This window comes from Microbacterium sp. NPDC077644 (assembly GCF_040702785.1).
GTDB lineage: Bacteria > Actinomycetota > Actinomycetes > Actinomycetales > Microbacteriaceae > Microbacterium.
Genome location: NZ_JBFBME010000002.1, coordinates 588266 through 607687, shown reverse-complemented (window position 1 = coordinate 607687; position 19422 = coordinate 588266). Strand labels below are relative to the sequence as shown.

Annotated in this window: 11 protein-coding genes; 2 read left to right on the top strand and 9 right to left on the bottom strand. The window is 64.2% G+C overall.

Annotated features, from left to right (window positions below):
• Positions 1-63 precede the first annotated feature (63 nt).
• Positions 64-1173 carry a hypothetical protein gene (locus AB0269_RS09850; protein ID WP_366211480.1) on the bottom strand — a complete coding sequence of 370 codons (1110 nt, stop codon included), beginning with the start codon at positions 1171-1173 and terminating at the stop codon, positions 64-66.
• On the opposite strand from AB0269_RS09850, the gene dnaB reads away from it, so the two are divergent.
• A complete protein-coding gene (gene dnaB, locus AB0269_RS09845; RefSeq protein ID WP_366211024.1) occupies positions 1133-4261 on the top strand; it encodes a replicative DNA helicase in 3129 nt (1042 codons plus the stop codon). The genes AB0269_RS09850 and dnaB overlap by 41 nt on opposite strands.
• Before the next feature lie 121 nt (positions 4262-4382).
• On the opposite strand, the gene AB0269_RS09840 is transcribed toward dnaB, so the two are convergent.
• From AB0269_RS09840 to AB0269_RS09805, 8 genes are all read right to left on the bottom strand, one after another.
• Positions 4383-7154 carry a hypothetical protein gene (locus AB0269_RS09840; RefSeq protein WP_366211023.1) on the bottom strand — a complete coding sequence of 924 codons (2772 nt, stop codon included), beginning with the start codon at positions 7152-7154 and terminating at the stop codon, positions 4383-4385.
• Entirely contained in the window at positions 7154-10087 is a 2934-nt protein-coding gene (locus AB0269_RS09835) for a type I restriction endonuclease subunit R (RefSeq protein ID WP_366211022.1), read from the bottom strand. Before AB0269_RS09835 ends, AB0269_RS09840 begins: the two co-directional genes overlap by 1 nt.
• Positions 10087-11265, bottom strand: coding sequence for a hypothetical protein (locus AB0269_RS09830; protein ID WP_366211021.1), 1179 nt, complete (start codon positions 11263-11265; stop codon positions 10087-10089). Before AB0269_RS09830 ends, AB0269_RS09835 begins: the two co-directional genes overlap by 1 nt.
• Entirely contained in the window at positions 11262-12755 is a 1494-nt protein-coding gene (locus AB0269_RS09825; RefSeq protein WP_366211020.1) for a class I SAM-dependent DNA methyltransferase, read from the bottom strand. The genes AB0269_RS09830 and AB0269_RS09825 overlap by 4 nt, the downstream gene beginning before the upstream one ends.
• Positions 12752-14251 (bottom strand): class I SAM-dependent DNA methyltransferase, encoded by a 1500-nt coding sequence (locus AB0269_RS09820; protein WP_366211019.1) that lies wholly within the window; start codon positions 14249-14251, stop codon positions 12752-12754. Before AB0269_RS09820 ends, AB0269_RS09825 begins: the two co-directional genes overlap by 4 nt.
• Positions 14248-16206 carry an N-6 DNA methylase gene (locus tag AB0269_RS09815; RefSeq protein ID WP_366211018.1) on the bottom strand — a complete coding sequence of 653 codons (1959 nt, stop codon included), beginning with the start codon at positions 16204-16206 and terminating at the stop codon, positions 14248-14250. The genes AB0269_RS09820 and AB0269_RS09815 overlap by 4 nt, the downstream gene beginning before the upstream one ends.
• The gene (locus tag AB0269_RS09810; protein ID WP_366211017.1) at positions 16203-16682 is read right to left on the bottom strand and encodes a hypothetical protein; all 480 of its coding nucleotides are present in this window, start codon (positions 16680-16682) and stop codon (positions 16203-16205) included. The genes AB0269_RS09815 and AB0269_RS09810 overlap by 4 nt, the downstream gene beginning before the upstream one ends.
• A 365-nt stretch (positions 16683-17047) precedes the next feature.
• Entirely contained in the window at positions 17048-17311 is a 264-nt protein-coding gene (locus AB0269_RS09805) for a helix-turn-helix transcriptional regulator (protein ID WP_366211016.1), read from the bottom strand.
• A gap of 145 nt (positions 17312-17456) precedes the next feature.
• Between AB0269_RS09805 and AB0269_RS09800 the strand changes: the two genes are divergently transcribed.
• Positions 17457-19238, top strand: coding sequence for a DUF4209 domain-containing protein (locus tag AB0269_RS09800; protein WP_366211015.1), 1782 nt, complete (start codon positions 17457-17459; stop codon positions 19236-19238).
• Positions 19239-19422: the final 184 nt, after the last annotated feature.

Genomic DNA, 19422 nt, shown 5'->3' with positions numbered 1-19422 from the left:
ATGGCGCGTGCGCGATCGACGGCACGCGTGTGCATGTCACCCCGAGAGGTGACCCGATCCTGATCAGTCGGGTGAGGCGTCGGTCTCGAAGACCGGAGCGGATGGCAGGTCGTCGTCTGTCGGGCCGCGCCCGCCGGGTAGCGCTCGAGTGGTGGAGGATGCCGCGAACGTGTCAGCGGCATCCGTGACGACCCCACCGCCGCCGCCGACCGGTGCAGCCGAAGCCGGCGCAGCGGGCGGTGCGTGAGCGGCGGGCAGGGGTGCGGAGGGGACGCCGGTCGCGTTCGCGACGAGGGCATCCACGGACGCCTCGACGCGCTGGGCGTCGAGGAAGAGCTGGGCGGTGATCGAGGCCGACAGCGACGGGCTGCCGACGGATGCACTGAGCACCGACGAACGGGCGGCGGGTGCGGCATCCGGCAGTGCCGCCGTTTCCGGGTTCGTCACGGCGGGACCGGTCGGGTCGACGGACGGAGCCGGCGCGACCGGAGGCGGCGCGACCGGATCCGGATCGGCAGGTGCCGACGGGACGGCGCGATCCACGATGCCGACCGCGGCGGGGACGACGGCCTGGGCCGTGCGACCGAGCGAGGCTGTCGTCGCGTCGAGCGCTGCGCTGGTCTCGGCGACGGCATCCGGTACGGAGAGCTCATCGAGCAGGTCGCCGACGACCGGAACGGAGCGCGCGGTCTCGACGACAGGATCCGTGAGCCGCGAGACCGGAGAGTCCTGCAGAAGATCGGTCACCGGGGCTGTGACGGTCGGGGCGGCCTCGACGACGGCATCCGAAACCGGTGCGACGGCAGTGGAGACGACATCGCGGACGACGGGAACGGCCTGAACCGTGGTGGACACGGCGTCGGCGACCGGCGCGGCCGCTGCCGGGAGGGTCTCGGTGACGACAGGGGCGACATGATCGACTGCGGGGAGCACGACGTCATCGACGACGGCGCCCACGATCTCGGCGCCGGCACCGACCGTCGACCCGACGACCGAGGTGATGCCGTCGAGGGGTCCGTCGGGATTCTCTTCGGCGTGCGCGGTGCCCGTGGACGAGAGCAGGGTGAACGCGGCCCAGCCGAGCACGGCGAAAGCCCCCCATGCGAAACCGCCCCTGACGCGGCGAGATGCGATGGTCTTCACGTTCACCTCCCCCTCCGAGGGAAACGTCATCGACGAAACCTTGTCGCGGCCGACCATACTCGCGGAGCAGGGGTGTGTCCAGGGGTACTTGCACTCATCACCGAGTCGCGGTGGGGCGGAATCGCAGCCGGGAACCCGGGACGCGCCCGGGGAAAGTCAAGGCTTGACTTTCCCCAAGTTGTACACATGGCGCACTGGTGGGGGAAACCTTCAAGGACTCGTTGAAGCAGGTTTTCATCCACAGCCTGAGGAAACCGAAAAGCCCAGTTCCAGTGGCATAAAACAACTTCGCATCTTCGGTCAGCACAGGGTTATCCACATCGGTTCTGCACAGACACTCCGAAGTTGTTCGCATCCTCTCCACATAGTTATCCACAGGCTGTCTTGCATGGGGAAAACGCGACTCCTAGCGTGGACGGGCGACGAGATGTCGGTGGTGCGTGGTTCGCTCGAAGCGGCCGCGGAACGCATCCGCTGTCGCCGGGTCGGGAGCATCCTCGACCTCACTGCCAACCGCACCGAAGGGAGCCCCGTGTCGATCGCCGACATCTCTGAGGAGCGCATGGGTGGGCAGCGTCAGCCGGAACGCACCCCGCCGCACGATCTCCTCGCCGAACAGAGCGCGCTGGGCGGCATGCTGCTGTCGAAGGACGCCGTCGCCGACGTGATCGAGACGCTCAAGGGCGCCGACTTCTACATCCCCAAGCACGAGCTCATCTTCGAGGCGATCCTCTCGCTGTACTCGCACGGCGAGCCGACCGACGTCGTGGCCGTCACGGACGAGCTCATCAAGACCGGCGAGCTCGGTCGCGCGGGCGGTGCCGACTATCTGCACACGCTGACCTCGATCGTGCCGACGGCCGCGAATGCCGGCTACTACGCGGGCATCGTGTCGGAGCGCGCGATCCTGCGCCGCCTGGTGGATGCCGGCACCCGCATCGTGCAGCTCGGCTACGACGGCCAGGGCGACGCGACCGACATCGTCAACAACGCGCAGGCCGAGATCTACTCGGTCACCGGCACGCAGGAGGCCGAGGACTACGTCCCGCTGACGGTTGCGGTGGATGCCGCGGTCGAGGAGATCGAGGCGGCCAGCGGCCGCGACGGCTCGATGACCGGCGTCCCCACCGGATTCAAGGAGCTCGACGAGCTCACCAACGGCCTGCACGGCGGTCAGATGATCGTCGTCGCGGCGCGTCCCGCTATGGGCAAGGCGCTCGCCCTCGACACGCCTCTGCCCACTCCTACCGGGTGGACGACGATGGGCGAGGTGCAGGTCGGCGACGAGCTGTTCGACGCCGACGGACGCCCGACGCGCGTCGTCGCGGCGACAGAGGTCATGCTCGATCGCACGTGCTACGAGGTCGAGTTCTCCGACGGCTCGACGATCATCGCGGATGCCGAGCACCAGTGGCTGACCGAGACCAGGGCGACGCGTCGCTCGCCCGCAGGCGGATCCGCGGTCATCACGACCGAGCAGATCCTCGAGACGCTTACGGTCGGCGCCGACGAGCGGGCGAACCATTCGATCCCCAACGCGGCACCGCTTCGCGCAGCCGAGGCAGAGCTTCCCATCCCGCCGTACGCGCTCGGCGCGTGGCTGGGCGACGGGCACAGCGCCGGCGCACGGCTGACGAGCGAGTCCGACGAGATCCCCGGATTCGTTCGGGATGCCGGCGTCCGCGTCGAGGCGCGCGGGGGGATGCTCTACTCGCTCAAGCTCGCCGAGCGCCCTGTGCTCGTGCGCGAGTGCGAGGTGTGCGGTGCCGAGTTCACAGCACGGCACCCGCACGTGCGCACCTGCGGTCGCACGTGCGGTCCGAAGAACAAGGGCGCGCACCCCGAACGTCTGTCGTGCCCAGACTGCGGTGAGCCGTTCTCCGGTGAGGCGCAGGTCTGCGCGAGCTGCTACCGCGACCACGGGTCGTTCACGGCGCTGCTGCGCGGTCTCGGCGTGCTCGGCGACAAGCACGTGCCCCAGCAGTATCTGCGCGCATCCACGCGTCAGCGCCGCGAACTGCTCGCGGGTCTCATGGACACCGATGGCACGGTCGTCAAGGGCGTCGGCTCGTGCCAGTTCGCCGTGACGAACAAGCGCCTTGCCGACACCGTGTACGAGCTCATCGTCAGCCTCGGATACAAGTGCGGACGCACGACCAAGCGCGTGCCGGGCCGGTCGGAAGAGTCGTCGACGTGCTACATCCTCAACTTCTCGACGGTGGACGATGTGTTCCGCCTCGAGCGCAAGCGTCGTCTGCACGAGGAGGAGCGCCCGGTCAGCCTGGTGCGCATCGGCCGTCGGTACGTGAAGGCGGTCAGACGCGTCGAGAGCGTCCCGGTGCGCTGCGTCCAGGTCGACAACGCCGACCACCTGTATCTCGCCGGCGAGTCGATGATCCCGACCCACAACTCGACGCTGGCTCTGGATTTTGCGCGCGCTGCGGCGATCGGCCACAACCAGCCGGCCATCTTCTTCTCGCTCGAGATGGGCAAGAGCGAGATCGCGATGCGCCTGCTCAGCGCCGAGGGCGCGATCCCGCTGCAGCACATGCGCAAGGGCACGCTCGACCCGCGCGACTGGACGACGGTCGCGGCGACCCGCGGTCGCATCAACGACGCTCCGCTGTACATCGACGATTCGCCGAACATGACGCTCGTCGAGATCCGCGCGAAGTGCCGCCGGCTCAAGCAGCGCGCGGGGCTCAGGATGGTCGTCATCGACTATCTGCAGCTGATGACGAGCGGCAAGCGCGTCGAGTCGCGTCAGCAGGAGGTCTCGGAGTTCTCGCGTGCGCTGAAGCTGCTGGCGAAGGAACTGCAGGTTCCGGTCATCGCCCTCTCGCAGCTGAACCGCGGCTCGGAGGCCCGTCAGGACAAGAAGCCGCAGATCAGCGACCTGCGCGAGTCGGGATCGATCGAGCAGGATGCCGACATGGTGATCCTGCTGCACCGCGACTCGGTCTACGACAAGGACGTGCGTCCTGGCGAGGCCGACCTCATCGTCGCCAAGCATCGCAACGGTCCGACGGCGACGCTTCAGGTCGCGTTCCAGGGCCACTACTCGCGCTTCGCCGACATGGCGCCCGGCGACTTCGGCGGCGGAGGCGGCGACTTGTAGGGATTAGTTAGAGATGTCCCTTTCGCAGATGAAATGTCCACGGTGTGTCCACATGGACATTTCGCAGCGGCTAGGTGTGCCGCTGTTGCGCCGAACCGGTACGAACTGCTTCTAAGCGGCGTCAATTGATTCTTGGGCGTGTGCCATGCGCGAGTTTCACGGACTCCAGGTCGCTCCAAATCCATCGCAGTGCGATCTCTGTTGCGGGGCGCGAGTGTGACGTGAAGTCGATCCTTTCGGTGACGATTGATCGGCTCCCGAAGGGGCCAAGTTCGTCAAGGGGGATCTTGTGAATCAGATCGACAAAGTAGTCATGCTCGGCCTCACGTCCGTCGGGCAATCCGGTTTCGGTCCGCGCGACGGTGAGTGCTCTGCCGTTGCTCGACAATCTGGACGCGGATCCGAAGCGTCGAGTTTCCGCCACAACGATGTGAAGCGGGACGACCGCCATCGTAAGGCCGGGCGCACCGGTCCATCCGTCTCCGAGATCGGGAGGCTCCACAACCGCGACTACTCCAAACTCGGCGGGTCTGGCAGTCCCCATCGACCAAGCGAAGTCAGAGAACGCAGCGGATCGAGCCTCATCGTATGCGAGGCATGCTTGGCCGTAGGCCTCCGCGACGAACTTCAGCAGGCCTTCGTCCGAGTAGGCACTCCATACCCAACCAGTTTGGAGATCTTGATCAGGCGCCGGTAAAGGCCTTTGAATCGCCGCGTCCTCGATGGACTCGATCCACTCGGCCAGATCGATCAAATCCCGCCCTTCCACTTCGCCACCATCGAGGACGAAACGTGTGTGCTCGGGGTCCTCGACGATGCCGAGGAGCTCGCCCACGCGCTTGGCTATCGACAGTCGATCCAGCGGCTTGAAGAACATCGTTCGGTCGTTCGCCACGATCCTCGCAAGTCGATATCGCGATTCGACGTGCCAGACGCCGCCGATTGGGCCAAGCCTGTAGGCGTTTTCGAGTGCCTTCGACATTCCCTTCGCAACACGATCCTGTTGACGCGCCCACGGCCATTCGTAGCCCTGGATCGCACCACCCTCGGTGTACACGAGCCACGAGTCGTCGCTATGAACGTCGAAGCCCGGGCCGAGGTCGACGACTGTGTCAGATCTTGGCACGACGCGATCCCATGCCGTGCCGACGACGCCGCCGCGGACCGAGACCCGGAGAGAAATGGGCTGATCCGTGCTCTTGATCGGGAACAACGCTGGAGCAAGGACACCGGTTGCATTGATCCACGTGCGCGTGGCGAGCAAGATTCGGGCACCGGCTGTGGTCCGGTCGACGAATTCGTTCGCGTCCCTACTTGGCCATCCGCGCGCTGAGGAGATCTGGTCTAGAACCCAGGCAGCGCCGCCCGGATTAGCTTGCAGGAGGATCTGAGCGAACTGATCAAATTCCGCGCCGGTGCGCACTGACAGCCCAGCAATCGACATCGACCAGCGCCATCGATCGAATGACCGCGGATCGGACATGGCCTTGATCAACAACCCGTCTTGCGTGAGCAGGGCCTGGGCCGCAAACCATTGCTGGAAGATGGGAAGAGTGAACTCAACGGTGCTCTCGGAGCCTGTGATGAGGCGTGTCGCTCTGATGTGCTGTCGCTCCTGGAACGTAAGGCCGTCGGAGTTGCCACCGCTCGTGACGAGCGCGACAGAGGCGCGCACCAGGAGGCGATACAGCTCGGAATCTCGGACTGACGCCTCGGACGATGAAGGCGTTGCAAGCGCCCGCTCGACTAGCCGTCGAACAAGATCTGCCTGACTGGAGGCCTTTGCGCCTTCAGCGAGTAGAATTCCGGCACCGATTGCGAAAAAGGGCCGCCGCACGGATTCCACCAGCATTGGATTCCAGCCCCAGGTCGCATGGCTCGTTCCGGAGACCGACTCGATGAGGAGACGAGCCTGGTCGGCCGATACGCCGTCCCATGGTTGCTGTTCATTGGACTCGGGAAGCACGCCATGACGGGATGTAAGGAGAGCAACAGACCGATCTCTCGTCTCGACGAAGACGCCCACACGATCGACGATCCGTGCCGCGACTTGGCCGTCGACTTCGTCAAGGCCATCAACCACGATCGCGCACGGCTCGTCGTGTCTTACGTGCCGAGCCAGACTCTCCTCAAGAGCTTGGTGGCCCAGCTCGCTCGCGTGGAGCCAAACGGGAACCGCCGGCGAGGCGCCGTCCACGTATTCTGCGATGCGTTGGCGGATCCAGGTTTCAGCCAGTTCTGACTTACCCGCACCGAACGAGCCCACGATGATCACGAGGGTCCCGGGCTCGACCAATGGCGAGTTAGCTTCGAGGACGCCGAGTGTGCTGGCAACGCGGTCTTCTGACACTCCGAGCGCGGTTAACCTGCGCCGACGTCGCGCCGAGGACTGAGCTAGCAGTAGTTCCCCATGATCTGCGCGGCTGAGTAGCGGTCTTCCTGAAGTCACCTGAGCAAGACGTCCGAGCAGCTCGTCATGACGGGATCGCGCCCACGTCTCTTCGAGCAGCGCCGCGTCGCCGGGATCCGAGAGGGCGACAGCGGCAAGATAGGTCGCCTGGACGAGCTCCAGCGCTGCTGAGTGGCGGTCGTCTCGCAGCGACCAGGTTTGATTAGCCGACAGCGCCACATCGAGTCTGACTGCGAGCGCCGCGCCAACTTCTCCGACAGGCTTTCGCAGTTCCTCCGCTGCGATCTCCTTTAGCCATGCTCGGTAGGGTCTAGAGGGAAATGCGACTCCAGTCTGTTGCTTCACTCGCCAGGCAACTCGCCATCGCCACGTCCACGACTTTGCCAGCTTCAACCCGATTGCGGCGGCGAGGCGTCCAACGGCCGCGGGCGCAGCCTTGCCGACTGCGAGTCCGGAAGCGATGAGTGGTTCGAGTCCACTCATCAGTAGTACTCCTGCACGTACCCCAGGGCCTTCTCGAAGACGTCGTTGTCGCGGATCTTGAACTGAACGTAGAGCGTCTGGCGTAGGGCCTTGCGCACCTCGCGATCGCCTTCGAGGGTCGACTGCCAGCCGTCGAAGCGGACCGCGCGCACGACCTCGTCCACACGATCGACGACGTTGGAGACGATGATCGGCGTCTCGTCGCCCTTCAGCGCCTCGAACAACTCGGTGAGCGCAGCTTTCCCTCGCTCCTCGCGCGGGATCTCCATCTCGGCCTTCTCGGCAGCGACCGTATCCTTGGCCAGCTCGAGGAGATCGCGGAGGAAATCGAGGCTCGATTGCTGGATGTCCGCGTACTTCTCACGCAGCGCGTTCAGGCGCTGACCGAGTTCGATGAAGACCGGGTTGTCGAGGTGCCGGGCGATACGCGCCGTGATCTGCTTCTCGATCTCCTCCGTCGAGACATCCTTGCGTTTGCCGGTCATCAGGTCTTCGATCGTCTGTGCGTCGAGGACGATTGTCTCGTCGCCCTGCGGGATCTCGACGTGGACGCTCTCGTTGATCAGCTCGATGGTCTTCGCGCCAAGCGCGTGCCACACGAGGCGGCCGGTGATGTCGGCCGGCCGCACGGACTCGTAGACATCCGTCAGCCACTTGTAGTCGTCGCGAAAGTCCTTGAGCATCGGGTCCGGGCTGAGTGCCTCCCACAACTGCGAGACGACGCTGTATGCGAGCCCGAACGCATCCTTGGACCCGTCGTCCGCGATCGCGGCCTGCGCCTGAATGAGCCCCTCGTAACCGCCGATCGACCGATCCACCCTGGGGAAGAACGAGAGCGCCGCAGCCATCGCAGGCGCAAGGTCAGCCTTCAGCTCCTCGATGTTCGAGATCACCCGCTGGACCGAGGCCTCGTCGAACGCAAGCGACTTCGCGACGTCGTCAAAGATGCCGAGGTAGTCGACGATCAGGCCGTGCGTCTTGCTCGGCGGGTACACCCGGTTGGTGCGAGTGATCGCCTGGAGGAGCGTGTGCTCCTTGAGTGGCTTGTCGAGGTACTGCGTCTGGAGGATCGGGGCATCAAACCCGGTGAGCAGCTTTGCCGTGACGATGATGATCTTCAGCGGATCCGCCGGGTCGTTGAAGCGCGCGACGACCTGCTCTAGCTCGTCGGCACCCGGTGTCCACTGCGCCCAAGACGCCGGATCGGTGCGCGCCTTTGACATGACGATTGTGGATGCCTCGGGCGGCAGCATCGTGTCGAGCGCCTCCTTGTACGCGACGCAGGACGCCTTGTCGTAGGCGACCAGCTGCGCTTTGAAGCCCTCCGGCTCGACCTTCTCCGTGAAGTGCGTGACGATGTCATCCGCGATCTGGCGAATGCGCTCGGGTGCCTTGATGAGGACCTCGATGGATGCTGCTTTCTTCGACAGCGTGATCTTCTCGGCCTCGGTCAGGTTGCGCTCCACCGCAAGTTCCTCGAATGCGGCGTCGATCTTCTCCTGGTCGAGGTGGATCTCTGACAGCCGCGGTTCGAAGTGCAGCGGCAGGGTCGCGCCGTCGCGGATCGAATCTTGGAACGAGTACCGCGACAGGTACCCGCCCTCGTCCTCGGGCGACCCGAACCACATGAAAGTGTTGTGGTCGCGCTTGTTGATCGGCGTGCCCGTGAGACCGAACAGGAACGCGTTCGGGAGCGCCTCGCGCATCCTCTGCCCGTAGTCGCCCTCCTGCGAACGGTGGGCCTCGTCGACCATCGCGATGATGTTGTGCCGGTCATCGAGCACACCGTCGATCTCGCCGAACTTGTGGATCGTCGTGATGATGATCTTTCGCGCCCCTTGACTCAGCAGCGTCTGCAGCTCCTTGCGCGAGTCGGTCGAGACCAGTCCCGGGACGTCCGAGGCATTGAATGTGCCGGTGATCTGCGTGTCGAGATCGATCCGATCGACCACGATCAGAATCGTCGGGTTCGTCAGCTCGGCCATCGCGCGCAGCTTCAGCGCCGAGAACACCATCAGCAGCGACTTGCCCGACCCCTGGAAGTGCCAGATGAGACCCTGCTTGATCCGTCCGTGCAGAACGCGCTCCACAATGAGGTTCGTCGCCTGGAACTGCTGGTAACGCGCAATCACCTTGATCTTGCGATGCTTCGCATCGGTCGCGAATACGGTGAAGAACCGCAGGAAATCGAGAACGGATGCCGGTGCCAGCACGCCGTTCACCGCGTCCTTGACCGCCTCGAGTCCAACCTTCGCCGGCGCGGCTGGATCGGTTGCCTCCTCACGCCACGGACCCCACAACTCCACTGGCATCCCAATGGATCCGAAGCGGAAGTCCTTGCCCTCGGTTGCAAACGACAGCACGTTCGGCACGAAGAACTGCGGAACGCTTGCCTCGTAGTCGTCGTGGATCTGCGCGGCCGCGTCGATCCACGAGTACGCGGCACGGATCGGCGTCTTCGCCTCGCCCACGACCAGCGGGAAGCCGTTGCACCACAGAACCAGATCGAATCGCTTGCCTAGGCGCCCGAGCTGGAACGTCACCTCGGTCGTCACGATCCACTGGTTCGAGTCGTCCTCCGGGTGGTCGAAGTCGATGAGACGCACCGTGGTGTGCTCGCCCTGCGGGCCGAACGGCATCGACTTCTGGCCCGTCAGCCACAGCATAAACTCTTCGTTCGCGACCACCGGATGTGCACTGTTGCGCGCCGAGAGCAGGATAGCCCGCAGCACGTGGATGACCTCATCCGCTTTGCGCGGATCAGCGGCGATCTCGGGGTTCAGCCGGATCAGCGCCGCCGTGACAAGTCCCTCGAGCAGCACGTCATCCGCGCGCCGCGGAAGCTGGCTACCCGGCAGGAATTGCACGTCCGGGGACGTGATCAGATCACGGACGAAGTCGCGGACCGAGTTCGCCTCGTTGAACTGCGCCATCAGTTGCCTCCGAATGCTTCTGCGGTGAGTGCTGAACGTAGAGCGGAGAGCTGGTCCGCTTCGCAGGTGCTGGCCGCCACGGCCTCGTCCAGTCGCGACAGATCCGCCAGCAACGATTCTTGATTCTTCCGCGCAGTCACAGGAAACGGCAGACGTCCAAGGGATGTGCGATTGATCTTCACCATGCTTGTGGCGCTTCCCGCCGCAGAGCGTCGCATGTGGGCTCGCCCATGTGCGCTGCCGATCACCGTGGCTGCGAACGCGGGGATGATGTCGTCGCGGATACTAAGCCGCATCATTGTGTCCGGGAAGGAGATGTCGTCGCGGTCCTCCGAGAAGATGCCGACCCTGCCGACGGCGTCAACTGTGTTCGCGCGGGAGACAAGTAGGTCGCCTCTGCGCAGTACCGCGGATCGAATTTGTGGTGTGTCACGGACGTTCTTGAGATTCCCGGGACGGTAGCCCTCGGGCCCGAGTGCAGCGAGTGAGAGTACATAGCGACCTGTCGTCTCATCGACTGGCGCGGCAGAATGACCGCTCTCGGGCGACCGCGTCCAGGTCTCAGAGAAGCTGATGTGCTTGGCAGCAACGAAGTCAGCAATGAGACCGTCTAGCCATACTTGCCGTGCGACAGATAGAGCGAGGCGACGTTCCTGCTGCGCCCTTGAGGCCAGCTCGACCGTCCAGAGAACGTCGGTGATGCGCTTCTGCGCGTCGAGAGGTGGGAGGTCGAACTCGTAACGGGCGATGTCTGACCAGTTCACGTACGGGTTGACCGACCCTTTGGACTCCGCGATCGCGAACGCATGGAACGGTTCAGACGTCATGATGAAGGGAAGGAACTCCTGCGCGAGGACATCTGCCGCGCTCGTCTCGACGACGAACGTGGTGTTCGCACACACACCGTCGAATTCGGCAACTGCGACTTTCCGAAGGTAGGTGCGCCTTGATCCGTACAGCACCTGTCCCGGCCGAAAGCGACGGTGGAACGCCGGACCGAGGTCGACCTCGTCGGGGTCGCCCCAACGGTGGAGCTTCAGGTCATCGGTGTCCATGTGTTCGCCAGCAATGTATCGATCAACTGAGCCGTCGCCCGGATCGACCTTCTCCTTCGATGCCGCGGCGACGTCCCCGAGGCGAACCCTCCTCCACGAGGACTTGTCGAGGTTGAGACTCACGCGCGCACCTCCGTGCGGAGCAGCGCAAGCACGTCCGTGATCGCACTATCCGAGGTGCCCGCCGCCTGATGCCAGCTCGTGAGGGTTTCGGCAAGGTCTACCTGCTCGTCAGCGTTTGCCGCGCTGGTGCCGTTGACGTACAGCGGAATGGCAAGGCTGAACTCCTTGTCGGCGATCTGCTCGAGTGTGACGACCGCCGCGAAGCGTTCGACGTCGGCGAAGCTCCGGTAAGCGTCGAGGATCTTCGTTTGGTGAGATTTGCGCAGAAAGGACTGAGCCTGCTCGCGCGCCACCTCGTCAACTGCATTGATCAGCAGCACCTTGCCTCGTCTCGCCTTCGGTTTCACGCGGCGGAGGATCACCACCGCGGCAGGCATTGGCGAGTTGTAGAACAGACCCTCACCGAGTCCGAGCACGCATTCGACAAGGTCGGACTTCACGAGCGCTTCACGGAGCGCTGCCTCTTCTCGACGGAACAACACACCGTGCGGGAAGAGGATCGCGGCACGCCCGGTCCTCGGGTCGAGGCTCTTGGCGATGTGTTGGAAGAACGCGTAGTCGGCGCGGCCCTGCGGCGGCACGCCCCACAGGTTGCGTCCGTACGGGTCTTTCGTGAAAGCATCCCGATTCCAGGCCTTGATCGAGTACGGCGGGTTCGCCAGCACGACGTCGAACGTGCGCAAGCCGCCCTTGCTGTTGAGAAACGCGGGCCTCGCAAGGGTGTCACCATGGGCGATCTGGCCGTCGGCGATGCCGTGCAGGAAGAGGTTCATGCGGGCGATGGCCGACGTTCCGTAGTTGAGCTCTTGGCCGTAGAGCTTGAGGTTGCGCCACTCCTGGCCCTGGCGCTTCACCTCAGCCGCGGTCGAGATGAGCATTCCGCCCGTGCCGCACGTCGGGTCGTACACCGACTCCCCGGGCTGCGGTTCGAGCATGAGGGTCATCAGGTGCACGAGAGTGCGGTTCGTGTAGAACTCCTGCGCGGTGTGGCCCGAGTCGTCGGCGAACTTCTTGATGAGGTATTCGTATCCGTTGCCGAGCTCGTCCTCGGGGAGGTTCGCGATCGACAGAGTTTGCGTCGAGAAGTGCTCGATCAGGTCGGCGAGAGTGGAGTCCGGCAGCAGGTTCTTGTTGCCCCACTCCCCATCGCCGAACACCCCGGGCAGGGTGTCGGGGTTGGCGGACTCGATGGCCCGCATGGCCCGCAGCACGGTCGTGCCGATGTTCTCGGTCACCGCGCGAACGTCGCGCCAATGGCATCCGTTCGGAATCGCGAAGCGGTGGTTCTCGGGCAGGTCGGCGAGTTCTTCATCGCCATAGGTGTCGAGCGCCGCGGCGTGCTCTTCGTCGTACACGTCCGAGAGGCGTTTGAGGAACACCAGAGGGAAGATGTACTGCTTGTAGTCTCCGGCGTCGATGAGTCCGCGCAGAATGACGGCGGCGCCCCACAGGTAGTTCTCCAGCTCGCGCTGGCTGATCTGCCCAATCATGCGCTGAGCCCCCACTTCGCGAGCTCCGCTTCGAGCGCTGCCCTCGTCTCTTTCGCGCGTTCGTGCGCGCCTTCTAGGTTCGCCAGCGCATCAGCCAGCGTGATCTCCTCGCCCGTGTCGGCCGGTGCGACGTATAGCGGGATGTTCAGGTTGAAGTCGTTGCCCTCGATCTCGGCTAGTTCGGCAACGTGTGCACGTCCCTCGATGTCGGCGAAGCCGCGGTACGCGTCGAGCAGTGCTTTCGCGTGCCTGGGCTCGAGGGTGTTCTGGTTCCGGCCCTTCTTCATCAGGTCTTCGCCGTTGATGAACAGCACCTTGTCCTGCTGGTCGACGGGTCGCTGATGACGCAGGATCAGCACACAGGCTGCGAGGCCCGTGCCGTAGAAGAGGTTCGGTGCGAGACCGATGACGGCTTCGACCTTCTTCGCCTTCAGGATGTGGGTGCGGATGCGCGCCTCGGCCCCTTGGCGGAACAGCGCACCCTGGGGCAGCACGACCGCGACTCGGCCCGTGTTTGGGTCGGCCGAGGTGAGCATGTGCTGCACCCATGCCCAGTCGGCGTATCCCTTCGGCGGGACTCCACCGAGTTGGTTCCGTCCCCACCGGTCGGATGCCCACTCGAGCTCGCCCCAAGCTTTGAGGGAGAACGGCGGGTTCGCTACGACATTGTCGAATCGCGCAAGCCGGTTGCCGGTGTAGAACGCGGGATTGCGCAGCGTGTCCTCTCGGACGACCTTGAAGTCCTCGACGCCGTGGAGCAGCAGGTTCATGCGCGCGATCGCCGACGTCGCGAGCACCTTCTCCTGACCGTAGAGCTTGCCCCACAGCGTCTTGGGGCTGCCGCCAGCATCCTTCACATGCTCGATGACCTCGATGAGCATGCCACCGGTCCCGCATGCGGGATCGTAGACGCTCTCGCCCTCTTGGGGATCGAGGATGTTCACCAGCAGGCCGACGACTGAGCGTGGGGTGTAGTACTCGCCGGCCTTTTTGTTCGACTGGTCTGCGAACCGCTTGATGAGGTACTCGTACGCGTTGCCGAACACATCCGGCGCGACATTCGCATTGCTCAGAATCTTCGTGGAGAAGTGCTCGATGAGATCGGCGAGCTTGCGGTCGGGCAGCTTGTCCTTGTTGGTCCAGTTCGCGTTGCCGAAGATGCCGTAGAGCGTCTCGGGGTTCGCCTTCTCGATCTCGCGGAATGCGGTCTGCAGGGCGGTGCCGATGTTCTCGGTCTTCTCGCGCACGTCCGACCAAAGATTGCCATCAGGGATCGCGAACCGGTGGTTCTCGGCGAAAGCGGCGAACTCGTGGTCGCCGCCCGACTCCTCGAGTGCCCGCTCGAACTCTTCGAGGTAGACGTCGCTGATCCGCTTGAAGAACATCAACGGGAAGATGTAGGCCTTGAAGTCAGCCTGGTCGATGCTGCCGCGGAGGAGGTCGGCGGCGCGCGCGAGGTACTGCTCCAGCTCGGGAAGCGTGAGCTGTTCCGTCATCGGGTGGTTCCTTCGGTGGTGTTGCTGGTCAGGGAAGCACCATGACGGACAGCATTGAGAATCGCTGTCGCCAGGCTATCGGCGGCCTCGGAGGCTTGCTTCGCAAGTCGCTTCGCTTCACGTGCTTTGTTGATGATGGCGTGGATGGCTCGCTGCTCCGCCAGTGGGGGGATGGGAATCTCGATCTCTCGCACGGGGATGCGCTGGATGGCGGTGCCCGCGGCGAACCGCGAGTTCCAGTCACCAGCGAGAACGTCGGCAAGATAGTTGGGATCCAGCTTCGTGTGATCGACGATCCGAATGCGGGAGATGCTCCCGACAGGAAGGTGGCCGCCATCGTCATCGACGATCGCTCGAACCTTATCTACGGTTGTCAGCAGCACGTCCCCGGCCTGGGTGAGTGCCCCGTGCTCGCCAGTCGCTATGGGTGTGACGGGCACCAAGTTGCGGGTCCGTACCGCGGTTGCGTCGACGCGTCGATCCTCGAACTCGGGATCTCCTTGCCGCGGCGGCCGTGCTGGGGCGATCTCGATCGCGCCCGCTTCGACGAGCGCGGCGACAGTCAGCACCGGAGGTTCGCCGGGGATGTGCGGCGGCTCCAAGTGCCGCACTGTGGCGGGCAGATCGGTGGACGCCTGGAGTAGCAGGTCGGACGCCCGATCGAAGTCCTCGACCAGTCGCGCGCTGTCTACCTCTTCTGCCAGCATCCATCGCGCGGGACTGAGATCGGCGTTTCCGGCTGCCAGTTCGTCAACGGGCACGCGCGCGTGCGGCACGTCAATGAGCGAAGCTTCGTCTGCGAGCCACCTGGCGACGTCTGTCTCGGGTGCTTCGACCTTCGACGCATCGACGAGGAGCACGCTCCCGCGAGCAGATGGTTCGGACTCGCTAAGAACCCAGAGCACCGGTGCGATCGACGTCTGCGGCAGCATTTTGCCGGTGAGGGCCACGACAGCTCGTACCCATCCGCCGAGCAGAAGGTTCCTCCGGATCTTCGCCTCTGCGCCGCCTCGGAACAGTGTTCCGGGCGCCGTGAGCACGTAGCCGACACCGCCCGGCGCCAGGTGCGCCACCACATGCTGCAGCCAGTACGAGTCGCCACTGGAACGCGGCGGGATCCCGAAACGCAGGCGCGGGTCGAGCAGGGTGGTCTCGGGGTCCACACGCAGACCGTATGGCGGTTCGGCGATGACCATGTCAGCGCGAAGGTCGGGATCGGGGTCGTTGCGGAGCACATCGGCGATGCGGACCTCGATATCGACGCCGCGCAGTGCGGCGCGACCGAGGGCGATCTCCGCGGCCGTTTCGTTGATCTCGTGGCCGACGATGCGATCCGGACTTGCTCCCATGTCGCGCGCTTGCAGCAGCGCGACGCCAACTCCGCACGCGGGGTCGTACAGGGTTCCGCCGTCGATAGTTGCCGCGAGGGAAGCGAGAAGAGTGCTTGTGCGTGATCCCACGAATCCTGTCTCGCCACCGGCCTTGCCAAGAGCGCGGGACGTGCGTTCGAGGAGTCCGTCGATCGCTGCGGGGAGATCTGCTCGCGGGATGCTCTCGAGCGCATTGCGCAGCTCATCCAGTGATCGTTGACTGACGTTGCGCGACGCGAAGGAAGGCCGCCCGTTGATCAACTCGACCGCGGTACGGAGGAAGAGCTCGCCGAAGTCATGCACGTCGACGTGGCCTCGGAAGAGATTCGCGACGCCCCAGAGGCGTGATTCCCACACCTTCGCCGGCGAGTCTGTTGGGGACTCAGGCTTCCGTTTCTCGGGGTGAGTCGCGAGCCACTCGGCGATTTCGGATGCTGCGAAGAGCGGCTTGCTTGCGCTACCGCCCGTCGGCTGCGGGAAGTCACTCATGCGCTTACGCCAGTTGCTGACCGCAGCGCGCGAAACGCCGGCAAGGTCGGCAATGTCACTCGGAGAGAGGAGTCCCTCATGAGTTGGCGTGGTCATGCTGCCTCCATGAATGCGTTCGGGTCGAAGTCGAGGTGAAGAACGTTCTTAGCTGCCATCCGAAGGCGGCGCGAGCACGCATCCGCCCGCGTCACCACAGTGGTGCTGGTCCCACTTATGAGAGCCAAGCTGGAGATAGCATCGGCAAAGATCCCATCGCCCGACACCAAGACAACCTCGGGGAACCGCGCTCCGACGCGTTCGGTCTCGAGAACTTCGAGGAGCTCCAGGTCGGCGCCGTCGATGCCGCTGCGAAACTTGAGGCGGTGGGCGCCCGCCCATTCGAAGCCGACCGTGTCAACGCTGAACCGCCCGCATGCGACAACAACATGGTCGCTCGGTCGAGAGCCAACCGCAGCCTCGATCGCGGCCTGCGCTGCGCGAACCTGGCTTGCCATTGAAACTCCACCTCCCACGATGTTCTCGATGTCGACGAGGATGAGGCGGCGATTGAGGGCCGCTTCGAATGTGTACATGCTATCAGCCAATCGGGTTGTGAATCGGATCCCCACTTTCTGGTCGGGGTGAGACTAACTGTAGGGCGCAAAAAAAGCCGTGTCAAGTGAATCTGATTCACACTCAGATTTCGGTGGTTGATGTTCACAGGCGATGCGTGCCGCGTTCGTGCTACTCGTCTAGCGCGATACCGAGCCGCTCAGCGACTTCGGACAGCGGAGTGCTTGGCCCCATCGACGTACGGTCGCGAACGATGGCAGCAATCTCGTCTTCCTCGCGTCGTAGGTCCTCAAGCCAGGCGTCGACCAGAGTCATCGGGATCGGAGCAAATCCGAACGCATCAACCCCGACGTGGAACTGGTGACCGATAGGGCCATTCTCGCGATCATGGCGGAGGGAGGATATCCGTGAGATTCACGCCGAGCGTCTGCGACATCGCCAGAAGGGTGCGGATCGTCGGGTTCGCAGGTGTGCCCGGCTTCGACTCGCCCTTCTCGTACTTCTGGTACGTGTAGCGCGTCAGCCCCGAACGGTAGGCGACATCCTCCTGGCTGAGGCCGGCCTCAGCGCGCAGCCGCCGGAGATTGGTCGCCAGCTGGCCGGCATAGTCGCTCCAGGCCTCGTCCTCGGGTCCGGTGCGTTTCGCCACCGATCCAGCGTTCCTGCCAAGCGGCTTCGGTATGGCCTAATTGGTATGGTATTCCGCGCTTGATGGAGAGTTGGAACCATGACGGCGCGACCGGCTCATCGCGCACGTCGCCAGCATTGTCGGTCAGACTCGATACGCTCGGCCGGTGACGAAGACGGCACGGGAGATGTTCGCTGCGATCGATGTGGGTGCAATCGTCGGCGACGACACGCTAATCGACGCGCACAGTCGTTTCCAGTCGCTCGCGGATGACCTCGACAGCGAGTCGGCGGGATCGCACGCGTATCGGAGCCTCTCGGCAGTTGCCGGGATGATGCTCGACGGGGCTGACTGGGATAGCCCGTATACACCGCTGATGTCACTCGGAGGCAAGCGCACGGCGTTGCCCGACGACCTGGACAACGAAGCGCTCGAGTTCTTTGGCCTACTTCTTGAAGAGGTTCCTCCATCCGTGCTCGCGGCGCGCATGTGCGACATCTTGTTGGTTCGAGAGAGCGATCGGGGTCGGCGATTCTCACTCGCCAAGCAGCACACCGAGATTGTTGCGGCACTTTCACTGCTACCCGACCCCGACGACCAATTCATGCAGATGTGGATCCGCGCAGCTGAGATCGCGGGTCGCTATCGCCTCAATGACGGCGTTCAGGCGCTTACAGCCCGGGCGCTCGAAGCCTTTCGAGGCGGGAAGCCCATCGTCGCGTGGCACGTTGCGCAGGCGATGCGACGAGCCCGCTACTTCAACGGCCACTCCGCAGAGATCGCCGACAGGCTCGACGCGCTGGCCAGCGCCGAGCTCCCAGCCCATGCGAAGGTTCAGCTCCTCGAAGAGTCGATCCGGTGGCGACGGGACAACGACGCCGACGCGTTAGCGGCACCGAGTCGAGAGGCGATCGGCGATACGTGGTGGCAAGAAGCAAAGCGACGGAGCGACTCGAGTCTCGTCGCGCGAAACTTCCTAGGCAATGCCTACAGTTCCTACCGTGAGGTTCCGCGGCACCTCCGAAGTGAGCGCACACGAAAGCGGGTCAAGAAGCTCCCGAGGTTGATTCGGGTGGCTGGCGAGCGCGCGATTGGCGAGATGCAGAAGGTCCGCAGCGGTCCGATCGACCTGTCTCCGATCGTCGAGCAGGCGGAAGCAATCGCAAACGACACCGACCTCATTCGAGGTCTCGCTAGGTGGTTTTCTGCGGCCCCGCTCCAGACCTTCGAAGACGCGCTCCAGTCCTCCAATCAGACGGGGCTCTTGAACATCGTGCCGAGCTCGACAATCTCGGACGATGCGCGGAAAGTCCACAGCACAGACGAAGACAGGCTTCGCTCCGGCGTCGATCCGAGTCGATGGGCGCAGATGGTGAAGAACCACTCGCTGCACGTTGCGGCGATCTCGACCGCGCACATCCGGCCAGCGGTGATGCAATTCTCGACGAACTACCGACTCGACATCCGGGACTTCGAGGTGATCGTCTCCGCCTCAGGGTTCGTGCCGGCGGACCGCAAGAGCCTTTATGCCCGCGGGCTCCATCACGGCTACTACGGGCGAGTGACGGAGTCACTGTTCATACTTGCTCCCACGATCGAAGCCTGCGTGCGGGGCGCACTGCAGGCGAGCGGAGTTGAGACGCGCAACCTGAAAACCAATGACACGGAGATGGAGCCAGGGCTGAGCGCGCTCATGGAGCTTCCGGAAGCGAATGAGGTTCTCGGTGAGGACCTCGCGTGGAACATTCGAGCCCTCTTCTGCGGGCCGACCGGCCCGAACCTGCGCAATCGAGTTGCGCACGGTCTCCTAGATGAGGCGGAGTCACGCGGTGACGTGGCGCTGTACGCATGGTGGATGGCATTCCTGCTGGCCTTCACGCCGTACTACTACGCGATTCGGGATGAAGAGCGGTCGTCGAACGAGGATCAAGCCGACTCGTCACCGTAGGGTGAGCGACTCTTGTCGAAATGCCTACAGCGTGTTGAGGAAATCAAGCGCTGGCGCCGACGGCAGCGTCGGTACGAGCTAGTTGAGCGCGCGCCGAAGAATGTCAGGCGCACGCGCTACAATCACCGCCCAACGCTCTGTGCAATACTCGACGAACGGCCACACCTGTCTGATCTGGAGAGCG